19 protein-coding genes are annotated in these 20,276 nt (G+C 31.1%); 8 read left to right on the forward strand and 11 right to left on the reverse strand.

Translation table 11 applies throughout. The features are described 5' to 3' along the window. The first annotated feature begins 11 nt into the window (after positions 1–11). The 6 genes from ACZ5VL_RS05545 to ACZ5VL_RS05570 all read left to right on the forward strand — a co-directional run bounded on the left by ACZ5VL_RS05545 (position 12) and on the right by ACZ5VL_RS05570 (position 7,164). On the forward strand, positions 12–176 hold the full coding sequence (locus ACZ5VL_RS05545) for a DUF4492 domain-containing protein (protein WP_464198011.1): 165 nt from the start codon (positions 12–14) through the stop codon (positions 174–176). Next, on the forward strand, positions 173–1,690 hold the full coding sequence (locus ACZ5VL_RS05550; RefSeq protein ID WP_464198012.1) for a cytochrome ubiquinol oxidase subunit I: 1,518 nt from the start codon (positions 173–175) through the stop codon (positions 1,688–1,690). Before ACZ5VL_RS05545 ends, ACZ5VL_RS05550 begins: the two co-directional genes overlap by 4 nt. 1 nt (position 1,691) lies before the next feature. After that, positions 1,692–2,801, forward strand: coding sequence for a cytochrome d ubiquinol oxidase subunit II (gene cydB / locus ACZ5VL_RS05555; RefSeq protein ID WP_464198013.1), 1,110 nt, complete (start codon positions 1,692–1,694; stop codon positions 2,799–2,801). A gap of 9 nt (positions 2,802–2,810) precedes the next feature. After that, positions 2,811–2,933: a hypothetical protein gene (locus tag ACZ5VL_RS05560; RefSeq protein ID WP_464198014.1), complete on the forward strand. Its 123-nt coding sequence runs from the start codon at positions 2,811–2,813 to the stop codon at positions 2,931–2,933. Positions 2,934–3,013: 80 nt separating this feature from the next. Continuing rightward, a complete protein-coding gene (locus tag ACZ5VL_RS05565; protein ID WP_464198015.1) occupies positions 3,014–5,950 on the forward strand; it encodes an acyl-CoA dehydratase activase in 2,937 nt (978 codons plus the stop codon). Then, a complete protein-coding gene (locus ACZ5VL_RS05570; RefSeq protein WP_464198016.1) occupies positions 5,947–7,164 on the forward strand; it encodes a 2-hydroxyglutaryl-CoA dehydratase in 1,218 nt (405 codons plus the stop codon). The genes ACZ5VL_RS05565 and ACZ5VL_RS05570 overlap by 4 nt, the downstream gene beginning before the upstream one ends. Positions 7,165–7,171: 7 nt before the next feature. On the opposite strand, the gene ACZ5VL_RS05575 is transcribed toward ACZ5VL_RS05570, so the two are convergent. After that, the gene (locus ACZ5VL_RS05575) at positions 7,172–8,617 is read right to left on the reverse strand and encodes an SLC13 family permease (RefSeq protein WP_464198017.1); all 1,446 of its coding nucleotides are present in this window, start codon (positions 8,615–8,617) and stop codon (positions 7,172–7,174) included. A 389-nt stretch (positions 8,618–9,006) separates the two neighbouring features. Here ACZ5VL_RS05575 and ACZ5VL_RS05580 point away from each other — a divergent pair, with 389 nt between their 5' ends. Both ACZ5VL_RS05580 and pyk read left to right on the forward strand, forming a co-directional pair. Next, entirely contained in the window at positions 9,007–10,350 is a 1,344-nt protein-coding gene (locus ACZ5VL_RS05580) for an FAD-dependent oxidoreductase (protein WP_464198018.1), read from the forward strand. Positions 10,351–10,404: 54 nt separating this feature from the next. Further along, positions 10,405–11,844: a pyruvate kinase gene (gene pyk / locus ACZ5VL_RS05585; protein WP_464198019.1), complete on the forward strand. Its 1,440-nt coding sequence runs from the start codon at positions 10,405–10,407 to the stop codon at positions 11,842–11,844. Between the two features lie 40 nt (positions 11,845–11,884). On the opposite strand, the gene glyS is transcribed toward pyk, so the two are convergent. The 10 genes from glyS to ACZ5VL_RS05635 are packed head-to-tail and all read right to left on the reverse strand — an operon-like array spanning position 11,885 to position 19,937. Next, positions 11,885–13,906: a glycine--tRNA ligase subunit beta gene (gene glyS / locus ACZ5VL_RS05590; protein ID WP_464198020.1), complete on the reverse strand. Its 2,022-nt coding sequence runs from the start codon at positions 13,904–13,906 to the stop codon at positions 11,885–11,887. Next, complete coding sequence (locus tag ACZ5VL_RS05595) at positions 13,890–14,039, reverse strand: hypothetical protein (RefSeq protein ID WP_464198021.1); 150 nt, start codon at positions 14,037–14,039, stop codon at positions 13,890–13,892. The genes glyS and ACZ5VL_RS05595 overlap by 17 nt, the downstream gene beginning before the upstream one ends. After that, positions 14,036–15,358 (reverse strand): endonuclease/exonuclease/phosphatase family protein, encoded by a 1,323-nt coding sequence (locus ACZ5VL_RS05600; RefSeq protein ID WP_464198022.1) that lies wholly within the window; start codon positions 15,356–15,358, stop codon positions 14,036–14,038. The genes ACZ5VL_RS05595 and ACZ5VL_RS05600 overlap by 4 nt, the downstream gene beginning before the upstream one ends. After that, positions 15,355–15,825, reverse strand: a complete 471-nt coding sequence (locus ACZ5VL_RS05605; RefSeq protein ID WP_464198023.1) for a tRNA (cytidine(34)-2'-O)-methyltransferase — start codon at positions 15,823–15,825, stop codon at positions 15,355–15,357. The genes ACZ5VL_RS05600 and ACZ5VL_RS05605 overlap by 4 nt, the downstream gene beginning before the upstream one ends. After that, positions 15,826–16,665 carry a formyltetrahydrofolate deformylase gene (gene purU, locus ACZ5VL_RS05610; RefSeq protein WP_464198024.1) on the reverse strand — a complete coding sequence of 280 codons (840 nt, stop codon included), beginning with the start codon at positions 16,663–16,665 and terminating at the stop codon, positions 15,826–15,828. 53 nt (positions 16,666–16,718) lie between these two features. Further along, positions 16,719–17,816 carry a tRNA nucleotidyltransferase/poly(A) polymerase family protein gene (locus ACZ5VL_RS05615; RefSeq protein WP_464198025.1) on the reverse strand — a complete coding sequence of 366 codons (1,098 nt, stop codon included), beginning with the start codon at positions 17,814–17,816 and terminating at the stop codon, positions 16,719–16,721. Beyond that, positions 17,800–18,135 carry a CiaD-like domain-containing protein gene (locus ACZ5VL_RS05620; RefSeq protein ID WP_464198026.1) on the reverse strand — a complete coding sequence of 112 codons (336 nt, stop codon included), beginning with the start codon at positions 18,133–18,135 and terminating at the stop codon, positions 17,800–17,802. The genes ACZ5VL_RS05615 and ACZ5VL_RS05620 overlap by 17 nt, the downstream gene beginning before the upstream one ends. Beyond that, a complete protein-coding gene (locus ACZ5VL_RS05625; protein ID WP_464198027.1) occupies positions 18,132–18,380 on the reverse strand; it encodes a hypothetical protein in 249 nt (82 codons plus the stop codon). The genes ACZ5VL_RS05620 and ACZ5VL_RS05625 overlap by 4 nt, the downstream gene beginning before the upstream one ends. Continuing rightward, positions 18,370–19,446: a 3-isopropylmalate dehydrogenase gene (gene leuB, locus ACZ5VL_RS05630; protein WP_464198028.1), complete on the reverse strand. Its 1,077-nt coding sequence runs from the start codon at positions 19,444–19,446 to the stop codon at positions 18,370–18,372. The genes ACZ5VL_RS05625 and leuB overlap by 11 nt, the downstream gene beginning before the upstream one ends. Further along, entirely contained in the window at positions 19,443–19,937 is a 495-nt protein-coding gene (locus ACZ5VL_RS05635; protein WP_464198029.1) for a 3-isopropylmalate dehydratase small subunit, read from the reverse strand. The genes leuB and ACZ5VL_RS05635 overlap by 4 nt, the downstream gene beginning before the upstream one ends. Positions 19,938–20,276: the final 339 nt, after the last annotated feature.

The following is a 20,276-nucleotide window of genomic DNA, read 5'->3' on the forward strand; positions in this document are numbered from 1 at the left end:
GCTTTAGAAATATGAAGTTAGGCAAAACATTGTGGCTAATCATATTTATAAAACTTTTTATAATATTTTTTGTTTTGAAAATATTTTTTTTCAACAAAACTATAAATACAGAATTTAAAAACGAAGCCCAAAAGATTGATTTTATTTATAAAAACATCACAAAGGAAATTAAATGATGGATTTAAGCTCAGTTGATTACTCAAGAGCACAGTTTGCCCTAACAGCACTTTATCACTTTTTATTTGTTCCACTAACTCTTGGACTTTCTTTTATGTTAGCTTTTATGGAGACAATTTATGTAAAAACTGGCAATGAAGAGTGGAAAAAAATAACTAAATTTTGGCTAAGATTATTTGCTGTAAATTTTGCAATAGGCGTTGCAACTGGGATAATAATGGAATTTGAGTTTGGTACAAACTGGGCAAATTATTCATGGTTTGTTGGTGATATATTTGGTGCACCACTTGCCATAGAGGGACTTTTTGCATTTTTTTTAGAGGCAACATTTTTTGCTGTAATGTTTTTTGGTTGGGATAAAGTTGGAAAGAAATTTCATCTTTTTTCAACTTGGATGGTAGCAATCGGCTCCAATTTAAGTGCTTTTTGGATACTTGTTGCAAATGGTTGGATGCAAAATCCTGTAGGAACTGTTTTCAATCCAGATACGGCTAGAAATGAGATGATAAACTTTATTCAAGTAGCTCTTTCTCCAACTGGAATAAGTAAATTTTTACACACAGTAGGTGGAGGATACGTAACATCTGCTCTTTTTGTTCTTGGAATTAGTGCGTATTTTATGTTGAAAAATAAAAACTTTATAATGGCTAAGAAAAGTTTCATAGTAGCTGCTAGTTTTGGATTTTTAAGCTCTCTTTTTGTTCTTTATAGTGGAGACGAAAGTGCTTATCAGGTTGCACAAAAACAACCAATGAAGCTAGCATCTATGGAGGGATTATATAAGGGTGAAGTTAATGCAGATATAGTTGCTTTTGGTATTTTAAATCCAGCTAAGCAAGTAGGCGATGATAAAAATCCTTTTTTGTTTCGAGTAGAAGCCCCATATCTTCTTGGTCTTATGGCAACAAGAGGAATAAATAACTTTACGCCAGGTATCGAAGAGATAATTTTTGGAAACGAAAAATTTGGCATAGAATCTAGCCAGAGTAAAATAAATAGTGGCAAAATAGCAGTTGAAGCTTTGAGAAATTATAAAGCGGCAAAAGATGCTGGCGACACTGCTTTAATGGTAAAAAATAAAAGCTTACTTGATGAGAATATGAAAAATTTTGGCTATGGCTACTTTGATGATCCAAAAGAATTAGTACCGCCAGTTGCTCTTACATTTTATAGTTTTCATATAATGGTAGTTCTTGGTAGCTTTTTTATATTGCTATTTTTAATAACTCTTTATCTATCAATGGCAAATGAGATAGAAGAATTTAAAAAGATACTTTGGATTTGCGTGTTTAGTATACCTCTTGGATATATAGCCTGCGAAGCTGGTTGGATTGTGGCTGAGGTGGGAAGACAGCCTTGGGCCATACAAAATCTTATGCCAGTAGGAGTAGCGGCTACTAATTTAGCATCTACAAACATCATGATTTCATTTTGGCTATTTGCTGTGTTATTTACAGTACTATTTATAGCAGAGATAAAAATTATGCTAAAACAAATAAAGATAGGATTTTAACATGTATGAAGCATATCAACTTTATTGGTGGTTTGTGGTAAGTTTTCTTGCTGGTATTTTTGTGTTTATGACATTTGTTCAAGGCGGACAAACTCTTATGTTTTGTGTGAGCGAAAATGAGCATCAAAAAGATATGATTATAAATTCTATTGGTAAAAAATGGGAACTTACATTTACAACTCTTGTTATGTTTGGTGGAGCTTGTTTTGCCGCTTTCCCACTTTTTTATTCGACAAGTTTTGGTGGTGCATATTGGATTTGGATGTTGATACTTTTTTGTTTTATTATTCAAGCAGTTTCATATGAATATAGAAAAAAACCGGATAATTTTTTGGGGCAAAAAACTTACGAAGTATTTATGCTTATAAATGGAAGTTTAGGTGTTTTTTTGATAGGCGTTGCGCTTAGTACATTTTTTAGCGGAAGTGAGTTCAGGCTAAGTGAGAAAAATTTCGTTCTTTGGGAAAATCCAATGCGCGGATTAGAAGCTTTTAAAAATCCATTTAATTATCTTTTAGGATTAGCGTTAGTTTTTGCTTCAAGAGTTGGTGGAAATTTATATCTTATGAATAACATTAAAGATGAAATTTTAAATACCAAATTTAGAAATTCATTAAAGAAGAACTTTATTTTATTTTTAATCTTTTTACTTGCTTTTTTGGCTTGGATTTTTACAAAAGAAGGATTTATGATAGATAAAGGTATTTTTGTTATGAAAAAATACCTTTATCTTTTAAATTTCATAAATAATCCGCTACTTTTAGTAACTTTTATTTTGGGTATTATTTTGGTTTTGTTAGGGGTGTATAAGGCTATATTTAAAAATAGTAATAATGGTATATTTGCTTATGGATTTGGTATAACCATCGCTGTAACTTCGTTATTTTTTAGCTTAGGGCTACAAGGAAATACATTTTATCCATCTTATGTAGATTTGCAAAGCTCACTTACTATTCATAATGCAAGCTCAAGTTTTTATACACTTAAGATAATGACTATAGTATCGCTTTTTATGCCAGTAGTTTTAGGATATATTGCATATGTTTGGAAAGCAATGGATAAAGAGAAATTGAGTGCTGAAAAGATAGAAAATAGCGATCATATTTACTAAGGAAATAAGATGATAAAATCTATAATAATGTTGATAGTTTGGACTGTTTTTATATTTTTGAGTTATAAATTTATAAAATTAAACATAGATGAAATGCAAAAAAGATTAAAGGATGAAGATAGCAGGCATTAACATACTTAATTTATCATAAATTCATCTTCCTTTTTATAAAATAAATATTATTGTAGCTTGCTAAATTAAGGAGGGAGGGGATGAATTATTTTTTAGGCATAGATGTTGGTTCAACTACCCTAAAAACAATCTTTCTTGATGAAACAAATACTATATTATACAACTCGTATGAGAGGCACTATTCTAAGCCGCATGAGATAACTCTAGATAAGATAAAGGAGCTAAAGCCTCTTTTGTCTGATAAGCGCATGAAAGTTTGTATAACTGGATCAGCTGGAATGGGAATATCTGAGCTTTGCGATATTCATTTTGTGCAAGAGGTTTTTGCTACAACTATTGCTACAAATGAGCTTTATCCAAATACTGATGTTGTTATCGAACTTGGCGGAGAAGATGCTAAGATTATATTTTTAAGTGGTGGTATCGAAGAGAGAATGAACGGAACTTGCGCAGGTGGAACTGGGGCTTTTATAGATCAAATGGCAAGTTTGATGAAAATAAGCACGGCTGAGCTAAACGAAGTTTCTAAAAATCACTCTAAAATTTATCCTATCGCATCTCGTTGTGGTGTGTTCGCAAAAAGCGATATACAACCACTCATTTCTCAAGGAGCTAGAAAAGAAGATATTGCAGCAAGCATTTTTGAAGCTATTGTTGAACAAACGATATCAGGACTTGCTCATGGTAGGCAGATAAAAGGAAATGTACTATTCTTAGGTGGCCCTTTGCACTTTTTAGACTCTCTTAGAGAGGCTTTTGTAAAAAATTTAAAACTAGATGAAAAAACGGCAATTTTCCCTGAACTTGGGCACTATTTTGTAGCCCTAGGAAGCGCAATTTATGCAAAAGATAACATTGATGAGAGCTTAAGCTATGACGAGCTCTTAAATAAACTAAGCAAAGAATCTGAAACTAGCGATTATAAAGGCGAAAAACCACTTTTTGATAATAAAAAAGAGTATGAGGATTTTAAACAAAGACACTCACAAAATTTTATTCCCACAAAAAATATTTTAGGCTACGCTGGCAAAGCTTATCTTGGCATAGATGCTGGCTCAACAACCATAAAGATAGTTTTGATAAGTGAAGATAACTCACTTTTGTATAGTTTTTATGGTTCAAATAAGGGTAGCCCACTTGATATCATAAAAGCAGAGCTAGAAAAGATTTATGACCTATGCGAAGGAAAGATAAGTATATCCGCAAGTGGCGTAACTGGATATGGCGAAGAGCTGATGTGTGAAGCCTTTGGTATAGATTTTGGCATAGTTGAAACAATGGCGCACTATAAAGCAGCTAGCTATTTTAACAAAGATGTAAATTTTATCATAGATATCGGCGGACAAGATATAAAATGTTTTTATATCATAAATGGCGAGATAGATTCTATAGTTTTAAATGAAGCGTGCAGTTCAGGATGCGGTTCATTTTTACAAGCATTTGCAAACTCGATAGGTCATGATATAAAAGATTTTGCAGAACTAGCCATAAGTTCAAAAGCTCCTTCAAGGCTTGGTAGTAGATGCACTGTTTTTATGAATAGTGCCGTAAAACAGGCTCAAAAAGAAGGAGCAAGCATAGAAGATATAAGTGCAGGACTTGCCATAAGTGTTGTAAAAAATGCACTTTATAAGGTTATAAGGGTAAGAAGCGCAAAAGAACTTGGAGAGAACATAGTTGTTCAAGGCGGGACATTTTTAAATGATGCTGTTTTAAGAGCTTTTGAAAAAGAACTTGACACAAATGTAATAAGGCTCAAAAACAGCGAACTTATGGGGGCTTATGGTGCAGCTTTGTTTGCAAAAGAACAAAATTTGGACAAAAGCGCTCTCATAGATGGTAGTGCTCTAAAAGAGTTTAAATTTGAGAGTAAATTTGCACATTGTAATAGATGTTCGAACAAATGCTCTCTTAATATAAACATCTTTAATAATAAAAACAAATTTATAAGCGGTAATAGATGCGAAAAAGGCGCTGGAAAATCTATAAACAAAGAGCTTCCAAATTTGGTTAAATTTAAACAAGAGCTTATAAATTCTTATGCAAATACTCCAGCAAGCGGTAAATTTTGCGTAGGTTTACCACTTGTTTTAAATATGTATGAACTTTTGCCATTTTGGAGTGCATTTTTTAGATTGCTTGATTGTGATATTATAGTTTCAAATAAGCCAGATGCAAATACAAAACTAAACTCAGCTTACTCTATCCCAACAGATACTGTTTGCTATCCTGCAAAAACAGTTCACGCTCACATCGAGCAGTTGGCACAAAGTAAAGCTGATATGATATTTTATCCTTGTATGAGTTACGGTATAGATGAAGGCATTTCGGATAATCATTATAATTGTCCTGTAGTTGCCTACTATCCTGAACTTATAAAAGCAAATGTTGCAAGTTTAAAAGATAAGGTATTTTTGTATCCACACATAGGATTAAATAACGCAAATTTTTTTAACAAAAGGATTTTTGATATATTAAAGCCTTACATTCAAAATATTAACCTAGAGCTTTTGCAAAACGCTACAAATTTAGGCTTTAAAGAGTTGAAAAAATATAAAGATGAGGTATCTAAAAAGGCTCAAGATGTGCTTTTGTATGCACAAGAAAATGATTTGGATGTGGTTGTACTTGGCTCTCGTCCTTATCATATAGATCCTGATATAAACAAAGGCGTTGATCTTCTTTTAACTTCTCTTGGATTTGGTGTTTTAACAGAAGATTCGCTGCCTTTTAGGAAGTATGATACAAGCATATTAAATCAATGGTCGTATCATTCAAGGATGATAAATGCAGCACATTTTGTAACAAAACATGAAAATATGCATTTTGTACAGCTTGTTAGTTTTGGATGCGGTATAGATGCTATAACCACTGATGAGATAAAAAATATTTTAAGAAGTAGTGGTAAGTTTTATACACAGCTAAAAATTGATGAGATAACAAATATAGGTGCTATGAAAATAAGGCTAAAAAGCTTAAAAGCAATGATTGTAAACTCAAAATTGGCGGTATCATGAGCTTAAAAGACTACATCATACTTGTGCCAGATATGCTTGAGCCTCATTTTGATGTGGCCGCAAAAATTTTAAAAGATGATGGATACAATGTAGTTATCTTACGAAATGATAGCGAAGAAGTTATAACTGCTGGGCTTGAGAGTGTTCATAATGATATGTGTTATCCTGCGCTTATTGTTATAGGGCAGTTTATAGATGCTTTAAGAAGCGGTAAATTTGATAACTCAAAAGTTGCACTGCTTATAAGCCAAACTGGTGGAGGGTGTAGGGCAAGTAACTACATATATCTTCTTAGAAAAGCGCTAAAAGATAGTAGTTTTGAGTATGTGCCAGTTGTTTCTTTTAATCCAAACTCTATGGATGAAAATTCTCTTGTTCTTAGAAAAATTACTATTATAAAGATATTTTTAGCTATTTTTTACTGTGATTTGATTATGTATCTTTTTAATAAATGTGTTAGTTATGAATTAAATAGCGGAGATAGCAAAGAAGCATTAAGGAAAAGTAGTGAATTTGTGCAGTCACTAACTACGTCTATGAAGTTTTTTAGAATGAAAAAAAACTATAAAACAATACTAAAATATTTTTCAGATATTAAGTTAAGTGATGAAAAAAAAGTAAAAGTTGGCATAGTTGGCGAAATTTATATAAAATACTCACCTATTGGTAACAAAAAACTAAATGAATACTTAGTATCACAAGGTGCTGAGGTTGTAAATAGTGGGCTGATTGATTTTATTTTATCTTCTCTTTATGACGCAATACATGATAAAGATATTTATGGGACAAACTCTAAAAGCTATAAGATGAGTAAAATCATAGCTTATATTTTTGAAAAGCTTGAAGAAGACATGATAAAAATAGTAAAAAATAATTCCAAATTTACACCACCAATATCTTTTAAATACATAAAAGATATTGCAAAAGATTATATAGGGTATGGCGTTAAGATGGGTGAAGGATGGCTACTAACAGCTGAAATGGCTGCATTTGTAAGAAATGGTATCGATAATGTGATATCGGTTCAGCCTTTTGGATGTCTGCCAAACCAAATAATAGCAAAAGGTATGATAAGAAAGATAAAAGAACTTCATGGTAATGCAAATATAATAGCAATTGATTATGATCCAGGATCAAGCAAGACAAATCAAGAAAATAGAATCAAACTCATGCTCTCATCTGCTAAGAGAAATCTTAACCCCAAAGAGGGTTAAGATAGTTTTATGCTAAGAAAAAGTAAGCATATAGTGTTATAGCGGTTATACAAAATATGTTTAATACACCACCTGCTTTTAACATTTGCCTTTGAGATATATATCCTGTACCAAATACGATTGCATTAGGGGGAGTTGCCACTGGAAGCATAAATGCACAACTTGCACCAACGCCTATAACTACAACAAGTGATTCTTTTGATAATCCAAGTTCAACTGCTATAGTTGCAAATATAGGTACTAAAAGTGCAGCAGATGCTGTATTGCTAGTAAATTCTGTAAGAGAGACTATAAATATAGCAGTTACTAGTATAATTACAAAGAGCGGTACACTGCCAAAAAGCCTAGAAACTTCTGCTCCAAGAGCTGCCGATGCACCAGAGTCTTGGAGTACACCACTTAATGCAAGGCCACCACCAAACAACATTAAAATTCCCCAGTCTGTTCCATGTGCTATATCTTTCCATTTTGCAAGACCAAGCACGCCTATAGCTCCAGCTGCGCTTAGTGCAACAAAAGCATCGCTTAGTGTTATTCCTAAAAGCGTACTTAATTTTTTTGAAAATATCCAACAAAATGCTGTTATGACAAAAACAACCATTGTCAAAATTCTTTTTTGAGTCCATGGTATCATATTATGAGAATCTATGGAAATTTTAGTGTTCAAAGTTGGTTTAAATATAAAATACAATACAAGTAACATGATTGGGAAAAATATTAGCATCAAAGGCATTCCAACTTTCATCCAATCAGTAAAACTATACCCAAGTGCTGCAGAAACTATCGCATTTGGTGGTGAGCCAACTATAGTTCCAAGTCCGCCTATACTTGCTGAAAACGCTATAGCTAAAAGTACAAACGTAAAGGTGTTTTGCTCTTTTTTTTCATCTAAATTTGATAAAATTCCAAGAGTCAAAGGTAGCATCATTGCAGCTGTTGCGGTATTTGATATCCACATAGAAAGTCCAGCCGTAACAACACATATTGCAATAACAGCATATCCTAGATGTGACCCTGAGGCAGATATGATTTTAGCAGCTATTTTTTTATCTAGCTTTTGCATATGAAGAGCTGTTGCTAAAGCAAATCCACCAAAGAAAAGAAAGATAGTTGGGTCTGCAAAATTATTTAAAACACTTTTTATTGATATATCAGTTAAAGTACCATCTTTTTCTACTTTTTGTATACCAAGAAGTATAACTAATATAGGAACCAAAAGTGCCGTTATAGTTATATGTACAGCTTCGCTAAGCCATAAAGTGGCAATAAAAACAAGCAAACAAAGACCTTTTTTTGCATTTACATCATATGGCATAATATAAAATAATGTTATAGATATTATTGTTGCAATTGATATTATAATCCATGATCTTTTGTTTTCATGCCAAAAGCTAGTAGCTTGCTCAAGTTCATCTTCAGTTTGCTGGAACTGATCGATTTCTTGATCGCTCATCTTGCCCCCTTTAAATTAATTTTCGTAACAAATTATATACCATAAAATTGTAATAATTATATTTTTTGCATAAAAGTATAAATAAATAAATAAAAATGCTAAATTTTGTTACTTTGAGTAACTAATATATATAATAAACTATATATAACATAATATAATTTCAAATTTTAAATTTATTTTTATATTAAAAATGTTACAAAAAGTAGTATTAAACAAATAAAACTTAAAAATATATGAATTTTTATAGTAATTTTAATTTTTTTGATTATTTTTATATATAAATATCTAGTTAAATATCATTAAATGTCAATTTATAAGCTTGTTATTAATGTAAAAACGATACACTTTTTATTAAAATATCAAAAAATATAAATTATGGAGTTAATTTAATGAAAGAGATGCATTATGAGGTCGTTGTAGTAGGCGGTGGAATTTCTGGATCTGCGTTGGTATATCTTCTTTCAAGATATACAGATATAAAAAATATAGCTTTAGTAGAAAAATACCAGGGTTTATCTACGCTAAATTCAAAAGGAACTGGCAATTCTCAAACTATACATTCTGGTGATATTGAGACAAACTATACTTATGAAAAAGCAGCAAAAGTTAAAAAAACTGCGGATATGATAGTAAAATATGGTCTTCAACATGGATATAATGAAAAATTTATGTTCCAGCATCAAAAATTTGCTATGGGAGTTGGTGATGAGGAAGTTGAGACAATAAAAGGTCGTTATGAAGATCTTAAGAAAATATACCCATATTTAGAATATTATGACAAAGAAAAATTAAAAGAAATAGAACCAAAAGTTATTTTTGATGACAAAGGCTCAATAAGAAGTGATAATGTAGCTGGAATTGGTATAACAACTGGCGTTTATACAACTGTTGATTTTGGCGCTATGTCAAATTCATTTATAGATAATGCTAAAAAAGAAAAAGGAAAGCTAGTAGATGTTTATTTAAATTCTGAAGTTGAGCGCATTGATCATGTGGGAGAAAAATTCTATATAAAAACCATAAATAATCTTTCTATAAGTACAGATTTTGTAATAGTTAACGCTGGCGCGCATTCGCTATATCTAGCTCATAAAATGGGTTATGGTAAAGATTTGGGTACTTTACCTATGGCTGGAAGTTACTACTTAACTAAAAAAAGGCTTCTAAATGGTAAAGTTTACATGATACAAAATCCAAAACTTCCATTTGCAGCATTGCATGGGGATCCAGATGTTTTAGTTGATGGTTGTACTCGTTTTGGACCAACTGCTATACCTATGCCAGTACTTGAGAGATTCCATGGCACAAAAAGTTTCTTAGAATCCATTTCGAGTTTAAATTTTGGTACTGATACGCTTAGTGTATTTTGGGATTTATTAAAAGATAGCGACATAAGAAACTATTTCTTTAGAAATGTTGCTTTTGAGATTCCAATTCTAGGCAAGCAACTTTTTGTAAAAGATGCTAAAAAAATTGTTCCTAGCTTAAGAGAAGATGATATTTATTATGCAAAAGGTTTTGGAGGCATTCGCCCACAAGTAATAGACAAGAAAAACAAAACTTTGATGCTTGGAGAAGCTTCTATCGATACTAAAAAGGGTATTATTTTTAATATGACCCCAAGTCCAGGAGCTACAAGTTGTCTTGGAAATGCTGCAAAAGATACCAAAAAAACTTGTGAGTTTTTAGGTAAAACTTTTAATGAAGCTAAATTTGAAGCAGAATTGGGATAAAAATTATATCTAAAATGTTTCTTTGATTTTGTATAATTTGAAAAAGGAAAATTTATGATAAAAAAAACAAAAATCGTAGCAACTATAGGTCCAGCAAGTGATAATAAACAGACCATACTGGATATGGTAAAAAATGGCGTCAATGTTTTTAGACTAAATTTTTCCCACGGAACTCATGAATATCATAAGAAAAATTTAGATATCATAAGAGAAGTTGAAAAAGAACTAGGTGTAAGGATAGGTGTTCTTCAAGATATAAGTGGTCCAAAAATACGCATAGGAAAGCTTGAAAATACCTTTATGCTTAAAGCTGGTGATAAGATTGTTTTTAGAAAAGAGGAAATTCTAGGAAAACAAATTGGCGAAAATTGTTATGAAACATGTATTAATCATCCTGAAATTTTGGATATGATGAAGCTTGGAGAATACATATATCTTTATGATGGTGCTGTTAGGGCAAAAGTTATAAAAGCTGGAAATGATGTAGAAGCCGTTATAGAAAATGATGGTGTTATAACATCAAATAAAGGCGTAAATTTCCCAAATACAAGAATAAATGTAGATGTTATAACTGCAAAAGATAGAATGGATATGGAGTGGGGTGCTAAAAATGGTGTAAACTTTGTAGCCATTTCTTTTGTTCAAAATGCTAATGATATAGTTAAAGCTAGAAAAATTTTAGCAGAGCTAAATAGCAAAGCTCAACTATATGCAAAAATAGAAAAATTTGATGCTATTGAAAACATTGATGAAATACTAAATATTTGTGATGGTATAATGGTAGCAAGAGGTGATCTTGGTATAGAAGTGCCATTTTATGAAGTTCCAAATATTCAAAAAATGCTTATAAAAAAAGCAAATAATATGAACAAGCCTGTTATCACAGCAACTCAAATGATGCTTTCAATGACTGAGCATGATCGCGCTACAAGAGCAGAGATAAGCGACGTTGCAAATGCGGTTTTGGATGGAACTGATGCTGTTATGCTTAGCGAAGAAAGTGCTATAGGTAAACATCCTCCACTTGTTGTAAAAGCTATGGCAAATACTATAATTGAAACAGAAAAGCTTTATCCTTATAATAAATTTGATAATTTTAGTTTTTTTGATGAAACGGATATGATAGCTTCAAGTACATCAAGACTTGCTACAAATTTAAATGCTTGTGGCATTCTTTCTATAACTGGATCTGGAAAATCAGCTATAAAAATGTCTAGAAATAGACCTAAAATGGATATATTGGCTATAGCTCATGATGAACAAACGGCACATTCTTTGTGTATGGTGTGGGGAGTTGATCCTATAATGGTAAAAGATAAGATAAAAGTAGATGAACTTATAGCTAGCATTATGAAAGATGGTATAAATGAGCATTTTATAAGTGATGAATGCACTTATGTTATGACAGCTGGATTTCAAACTGGGGTAGAAGGTAGTACAAACTATATTCGAATTATCAAAAGAGATCAGATCGATTATTATAGAAATTTATAATATAAAAAAGTGGAGCTTTTTAAAGCCCCACTTTTATTTGCTAAAAGCTAATTTCTTTTATATCTGCAACTCTTAAAAATGCTTTATAAATTTGACCAATTATAGCTATTCTATTTGCTTTTATAGCTGTATTATCTACATTTATCATAACGCTATCAAAGAAACTATCTATATGGTTTTTAAGATCAAAAAGAGAATTTAGATATACTTTGTAATCTTGCTCATTAAGATTAATTTTGTTAAACTGAGTATGGAGATTTTTTTCTGCATTTAACTCAAATAAACTTGAATTAACTTCGCCGATTTGCTCATTTTTAATTATATTTGAAAGTCTTTTAAATGTATCAAATTTATCTTTAAAGCCCTCATCTTTACTTATTTCATTAAGCGCATTTATTGCACTATCAAGCTTTTTGATATCGCGGTTGCCACTGTTTATACAAGCTTTTATGATAGATGCATTTGCATCATACATTGTTGCCATTCTATCAATGATAAATTCACTTAATAAATTTATATCAAATTTAGCGTAATTTGGCGCTATTTCTTTTAAGATGTAGTTTGTATCAAAATTTAGTTTTTCATTTAAAAGTATTCTTAAAATGCCATTTGCTGCCCTTCTTAGCGCATAAGGATCTTTATTTCCAGTTGGAATTTTATTTATACTAAAAAGTGCGATTAGGGTATCAAGTTTACAAGAAAGTGCAACTAATGATGAGAAAATATTGCTAGGAAGTTCGCTGTTTTCGCCAGTTGGCAAGTATTGCTCTTTTATAGCTGTGCAAACTAGTTCATGTTCGCCTGCGTGTTTTGCATAGTATCCGCCCATTATGCCTTGAAGTTCGCCAAACTCTCCAACCATTAAGCTAACAAGGTCAGTTTTACTTAGCATTATAGCTTTTTCTAAAAGCTCATTTATGTTTGAAATGCCAAGTTTACTAAGTTCATTTTTATATAAATTTGCCAGGATTAAAGCTAGTTTTGTTTCGCTTTTTTCTTTTTCTTCAACGCTTCCAAGTTCTTTCATGTATACGACATTTTCTAGCATTTTTGAGTTAAATTTAGTTTTTAAATCGCTTTGCCAAAAAAACATTGCATCACTTAGTCTTGCTTTTAAAACTTTTTCATTTCCTTTTATGATAAGGGAGTAATCATCGCTGATTGCATTGCTAATTACGATAAAGCCATTTAATAATCTTCCATCTTTAAAAACAGGGAAATATCTTTGGTTTACCTTCATTGAAGTTATGATAACCTCACTTGGCAGATTCAAAAATTCGCTTTCAAATTTTCCAAGAAGTGCAGTTGGATACTCGGTAATTGCTACAACTTCGCTTAAAAGTTCATTGTCTATTTGGATATTTATACCATGTTTTTGCTCTAAGCTTTTAAACTGCGATAAAATCTTTTCTTTTCTTTCTTCTGCTCTTATGATAATGCCGTTTTGTTCAAGTTTATTAAAATATTCATCAATGTTTTCAAATTTGATTTTATTATATCCGTAAGTTCTGTGTGGGAAAAACTCTTTTTCGCTTTTTATACCAAAAACACTCATATCAACACTTTCATCCCCAAGCATACAGATTATAGATGTTATAGGTCTTATGAACTCAAACTCGCCATTTCCCCAGCGCATAGATTTGCCAAAATTTAGCGATAATAAAAATTCATTTATCATGCTCTCTAGAAGCTCTTTTGAGTTTTTGCCTATCTTTTCTTCTTCGTAGTATAAAACTTCTTTTCCATCGATTTCTTTAAATTTAAGTTCATTTTCGCTTATGCCGCACTTGTTTGCAAAGCTAAGAGCAGCTTTTGTCCACCCTCCATCTTTTAATGCAACATTTTTTGGGGCGCCTATTTTTTGAGATATGCTATTTGGTTGCTTGCTCGAAAACTCATTATGAGAAAAGATAAGTCTTCTTGGTGTATAAAAAAACTCAAATTTAGTTTTTAAGTTATAATTTTCTAAAACTTTTTCCCATTTTTTTTCTATATTTGGAAGTTCTTTTAAAAATGGTATTGCAGGGAGCTCTTCAACTCCTATCTCAATTAGTAGTTTCATCTTTTTTCCTATCTTTTATAATTTTATCTAGTTCATCTCTTTTTTGATTTTTTTCCATCATTTGCTTGTTAAAACCAATTATCATAAATGCCATAAAAAAGCAAAATGCAGTTATCATTATAAAGTCTATCATTTTATAATAAGCTCTCTTTCGCCTTTAAAGCTCCAAACCAATGCATCTTTGTAATTCCCGTTCTTATTTATATTTTTAGAACGTGAAAAAAGTTTTATTTTGCCAAACTCGGTTTGTAAATAGTTATTTTTAACATTTCCACTAACGCTTTTTATAACATCGCCACTTCTTGCTTTGTTTATATCTTTGAAATCAAGTTTATACTCATCTGTATTTATAATTTTATCATAAGTTTGAATTGTTTTTGCACTAGTAATTTCTAAATTTCCTTCATAAATTTCACTTTTAAGGGCTATTATGTCATAAACTTTTCCAATTTCTATATCAGCCTTTTTTTCAAAAACAAATATACTTTTACCTTTACCTTGTGAAATAACATATCCAAAATCATCTTTGTATATAACCGCTGCTTTTTGTATGAGTGTTTTGTCTTCTATCTTTTGGTTATTATAAATTTCATCTATGCTTTTTGTTGCTAAAACAGTGCTTGTTTCTTTTGTGCTTATATCAAAACAAAGGGGAACATGATCAGATATGGCAGAGTAATTTACATTTGCTTTGCAGATGCCAAAACTTCCTTTTTTGTAAAATGGCGAGTTTTCAAAAAAACTTTGAGAGAGCAAAACATGGTCTATGGCTCTGCCACTTTTGTGCGATCTTTGTAAATTTCTTGGCACTTCATCCCAAAGATTTTTAAATTTTTGTATTCTAATGATATCATTTAGCAAAAAATCATCTCCTAGGGCGCTATTAAAATCGCCTAATAAAACAAGGTTTTCTTTACCACTTTTTAGTGATTCATTTATAGCTTGATATAGTGTAATAGCGGCAGCTCTACGCTCTTTTATGGGATTTTTACTAGCTGGAAAGTGATTTACAAACACACTAAACTCATTTTTATCAAATTTAAAACTAACTCTTAAAATATTTCTTGTTTTAACGCCCTTTACTGAGTAAGATTTTGCATCTAAAATGTCTATTTTTGACATAACTCCAACACCAATTGGCGCAGATGGATCTTTTGTAAATTTATAAAATTTATATCCGCACATCTGAGCTAACTCTTTTAGAGTTGAATAGTTTTCAATTTCTTGAAGTGCAATGATATTGGCATCTATCTTTTTTATAGCTTCGCTTAAAATGTAAAGCTTTTCTTGGTATTTTTTTGTATTCCAAGATGATTTTTTTATATCAAAATCGCTGTATTCTGTGCCGTCATTTTTGTCATCAAAAAGGTTTTCTACATTGTAAGTTGCGATTTTTAGCTCACCTGCACACACAAAAACAAAAGATAAAATAAGTAAAATTAACTTTTTCATGCTCTAAACTCAAAACTTTCTATATTTTGTCTAATGGCTTCATAAGCTACAATGCCAACACTCATGGCTAAATTTAGGCTTCTGCCATTGTTTCCCATTGGTATAGTCATAGCATTTTGCCAATTTTTCTTCATAAAATCCATCGGTAGCCCAGTACTTTCGCCACCAAAAAATATAAAATCGCCTTTTTTAAATTTGGCATCATAGTATAATTTATCTGTTTTTGTTGTAGCAAAATGAAATCTATCAAAATCACTATTTATCTCCAAAAATGCATCTAAGCTTTCCCAAATGATAGGATTTAGCTTTTTCCAGTAATCAAGCCCAGCTCTTCTTACTGCCTTTTCATCTAAATCAAAAACGGTTGGTTTTATTATGTGCAGGTTTAGGTTTGCATTTATGCAAAGTCTACCGATAGCACCAGTATTTTGAGGAATTTGAGGATGAAGTAATACTATATTAAACATTTAAAAAATTACTGTTTTATTGTTATAAACAAAAATTCTATCATCAAATACAAGGTCAAGTGCAGCAGATAGAACATTTCTTTCTATATTTCTTCCAGCTTTTTGCATATCTTGCCAACTCATCTCATGATTTACTCTAACTACATCTTGGGTTATAATTGGACCTTCATCAAGGTTATTATTTACAAAATGCGAAGTTGCTCCAACTATCTTAACGCCGCGCTCATAAGCTTGTTTGTAAGGATTTGCCCCTACAAAAGCTGGCAAGAATGAATGATGGATATTTATGATTTTGTTTTCATAAACACTTACAAAATTTGGGGATAATATTCTCATGTATTTTGCTAATATCATATAATCAAAATCAAATCCACTAAGGAGTTGTAAAATTTTTTGTTCATGTTCTTCTCTTTTTGCGCCATCACTTTCTACACAGTGAAAGGGAATCTTAAATTTCTCAACAAGTTCTCTTAAATCATCGTGATTTGCAATAACTGCTAAAATGTTTGCATTTAGTTCACCGCTATGATGCTTTATGAGTAGGTCGCCCAAACAGTGAGTTTCTTTTGTAGCTAGTATAACGATATCTTTTTTGCATGACTTTTTTAAATCAATATTTGCTTCACTTCCAAGCATAGCGCTAAGTGTGCCGCAAAAAGCTACTTCATCAATATCTGTATCGCAATCAATCTCGGCTCTATAAAAAAACTTATCAACCGCATGATCTACAAATTCGTGGTTTTTTGCTATATTTAGTCCAAATTTAAATATCGTATCAGATACTCTATATATAAGACCTTTTTGATCTTTACAGTCGATTTTTAGTATGTATTTTTTCACTTTTTAAACCTTTTAAAAACCTTTATTTTATCAAAATTTCACTTGTAAGTAGATTAAGCATTTTGAGTTAAAAAATCATCGACTTTTTTTAGTTTTCTTCTTTTTATCTCTAGTCCGATATCTTCTCCACTAAAACCATCTTTTATGACATCGTTTGAGCTAATGTTTGCTTCGAAGGCTTTTTTATAAATACCCAAGTTTTTTGCCATCTCTACGCGCTCTTTTGTATCTAGTCCAAGCCAGTTTGAAAGTGGCATTTCAAGGCTAGTTATGAGAAGGTCTTTTTTGGTGGGATTTTTGAAAAATGGCTCTGTTAATATTTTTTTGTATTGTACTGACAAATTTAGATGTTTTAGAAGTTTGGTTATGTCACATTTTGTAATATTTACAAGAATGTATAAAAAATATCTTTCATCACTTGTTAGCTTAAAACCGTTATCTAAATTTTTACAAATTTCTTCAAGTTCATCTTTGCTTATATCAAGGTCGAAAACTATTTTACAAAGATTAAGTTCATGCATATATCTAAAGGCTTTTTCTTGAAATTTTCCTTTAAACATTTTTATCATTTCAAGGCGAATTCTATCTTTACTAAGGTCTCTTAAATCTATGTTTTTCATGAGCTCAAGGCTATTTTTATCTATATTTAGATCAAATCTAGCTACAAACTGAATAGCTCTTAGGACTCTTAAGCTATCTTCACTAAAACTATTTTTATCAACAACTTTTAAAATTCTATTTTTAAGGTCATTTTCGCCGCCCCAAAAGTCTAAAAGTTTGCCATTAAATATATTTAACATCATGGAATTTATAGTAAAATCACGCCTTTTTGAAGCTATTTTCTCATCATTGCAAATCTCTACATCAAATGCTTTATGTCCATAGCCAATTTTTGTCTCTGTTCTAGGAAGTGAGATATCTATGTTTTTAAATTTGTAAACAAAATAACTTTTGCCAACTCCAAGTGCGCCAAGTTTTTGCATAAGAAGTTCGAATTTATCTTTTGATATATCATAAACTTCTATATCTAAGTCACTATTTGGGATATCTAAGAGCTTATCTCTGACGCTTCCACCTACAAGATAAGCTCTTTTTGTATGAGAAGATAGAAAATTTGTAACTTCTAGGAGATTATTATTTTCGCATTTCATCTAGTCTATTTTCTATGCTAGCTAGTAAGAATTCTAGAAATTTTATAGTTAAATCGAGTCTTAAATTTATATCACCTTTGTTTGTTTCGCTTAGTCCCTCAAACAGTACCAAAATTCTTTCTTTTACATTTTGCAAAAAAATTTGCTCTTTTGTGCTATTTTGCTCATCTATTTGTCCAAGCTCATGCTTTATTTGAGCGATATTTTCAGCACTATCATTGGCTTTTTGCTGTGCTTTGGATACTATTTCAACTTTTTCTTGCTCTAATTCCGCGCTGATTTCGTCAGCTACACTTTTTGCTAAATCTTCTAGTTTCATATCTTTATCAACCATCTTTTAAATTCGTTTATTTCTTCATTTGTTTTCATATTTACAAAAAAATCAAGCATATATTCGTTTACATCTTTATACTTTTTTCTAAGACCGGAAATTCTTCGTATAGCATTGGTTGCATCTTTATTGTTTGGATCTGATTTTAAGATGTTTTTATATACTAAAAGTGCTTCATCTTTTAGTCCTTGAGACTCATAAATTAGAGCCTCGGTTATGGTATTATTTCTCATCTCGTATTATATAATCAGCTATAATGCTGCCCATTTCACTTGTTGTGCATATTTCTTTAGCATCAAAAGATCCTAAATCCTTAGTTCTATATCCATCTTTTAAGGCTTGTTTTACTGAATTTTCTATGCATTTTGCAGCTTCTTCTTCGTTAAATGCATATCTTAGCATTAAAGCCGCACTTAGTATAGTTGCCATAGGATTTGCTATGCCTTGATTTGCAATATCTGGAGCGCTTCCATGAATTGGCTCATAAATGCCAACTTTTCCACCTATACTCGCGCTAGGAAGTAGTCCTATGGAGCCACAAACCATACTTGCTTCATCGCTTAAAATATCGCCAAAAAGGTTTTCTGTAAGTACTACATCAAATTGTTTTGGATTTCTTATTATTTGCATAGCAGCATTATCAACATACATAAAACTAAGTTCAACATCATTATAATCTTTAGCAACTTCGCTTACCACTTCGCGCCACAAAGAGCTTGTTTCAAGTACATTTGCTTTATCCACAAGGCAGAGTTTTTTTCTTCTTTTTTGAGCTATTTCAAAGCCGATTTTAGATATTCTTTTTATCTCATCTTTTGAATATATCATAGTATTGTATGCTAGGTCGCTTTCTTTCTTCCTTGGCTCACCAAAGTAAATTCCGCCAGTTAATTCTCTAACAACTATAAAATCAACTCCATTTATCACTTCTTTTTTTAAATTTGAAGCATCAATTAGTTCCTCAAATGTTGTCGCAGGTCTTAAATTTGCAAATACTTCTAAACTTTTTCTTAACTTTAAAAGTCCGCTTTCTGGTCTTTTGTCTCTTGGTAAATTATTCCATTTTTCGCCACCAATTGCTCCAAAAAGTACAGCATCACTACTTAAAGCTTTTTGAAGTGTCTCCTCTGGCAAAGGATCTCCAAATAAATCATAAGCTACGCCACCCATGGAGCAGTGTTCGTAGTTAAAATCTATATTAAATTTGCCACTTATAGCATCTAAAACTTTTATTGCTTCATCTATTATCTCTGGACCTATTCCATCACCTTTTATTACACATATATTATATGTTTTCATAACATTGCCTTATTTAATTCAATTTTTGCATATTCTATCAAACCGCCAGAGTTTAGTAAAGTTTGCATAAATTCTGGGATAGGTTTAAATTTGTAGATTGCAGATGTGCTTAAATTTGTGATTTTATTACCGTTTAAATCTATGCTTAGTTCGTCTCCTTGATTTATGTCATTAGTTTGAGAAATTTCTAATATCAAAAGACCAGTATTAAAGCTATTTCTATAAAAAATCCTTGCAAAAGATTTTGCTATAACGCAACTTATACCAGCAGCTTTTAGTGCAAGTGGAGCATGTTCTCTACTACTTCCGCATCCAAAATTTTCTCCAGCTACTATAAAATCTCCTTTTGAAATTTTAGAAGAAAAGTCTTTATCTATATCTTCCATTATATGTTTTGCTAAAATATTTTCATCTGAAGTATTTAGATATCTTGCGGCTATAATTATATCTGTATCTATGTTGTTACCAAATTTCCAAACCTTACCCTGCATAAAACTACCTTTTGAAAAATTTATAAATTTTAACAAAATTTTGTTTTCAAAACAATAAATTTTATCAAAATATCATCATAGGTTTATTACGCTAAGAAGTATATGGTAAAAATATAGTAAGAAAGTATAAGAGCTATAATTTATTATCATTGATGTTTTCTAAAAAATTATTAAAACCACACTGCAAGCGAGCAAGCAAATTATTAGCGTGTAATTTGAGGATAAAAATGCTAATTCAAAAGCACCAATTAAAATGGTTATAAAAATAACTTTTTTGTTTTGTGAATTTTTATAAAGTTCTGCGCCAATAGCTACAAAAAGTGCAGTTAAATAAAACTA

This window comes from Campylobacter sp. GTC17093 (assembly GCF_055397635.1).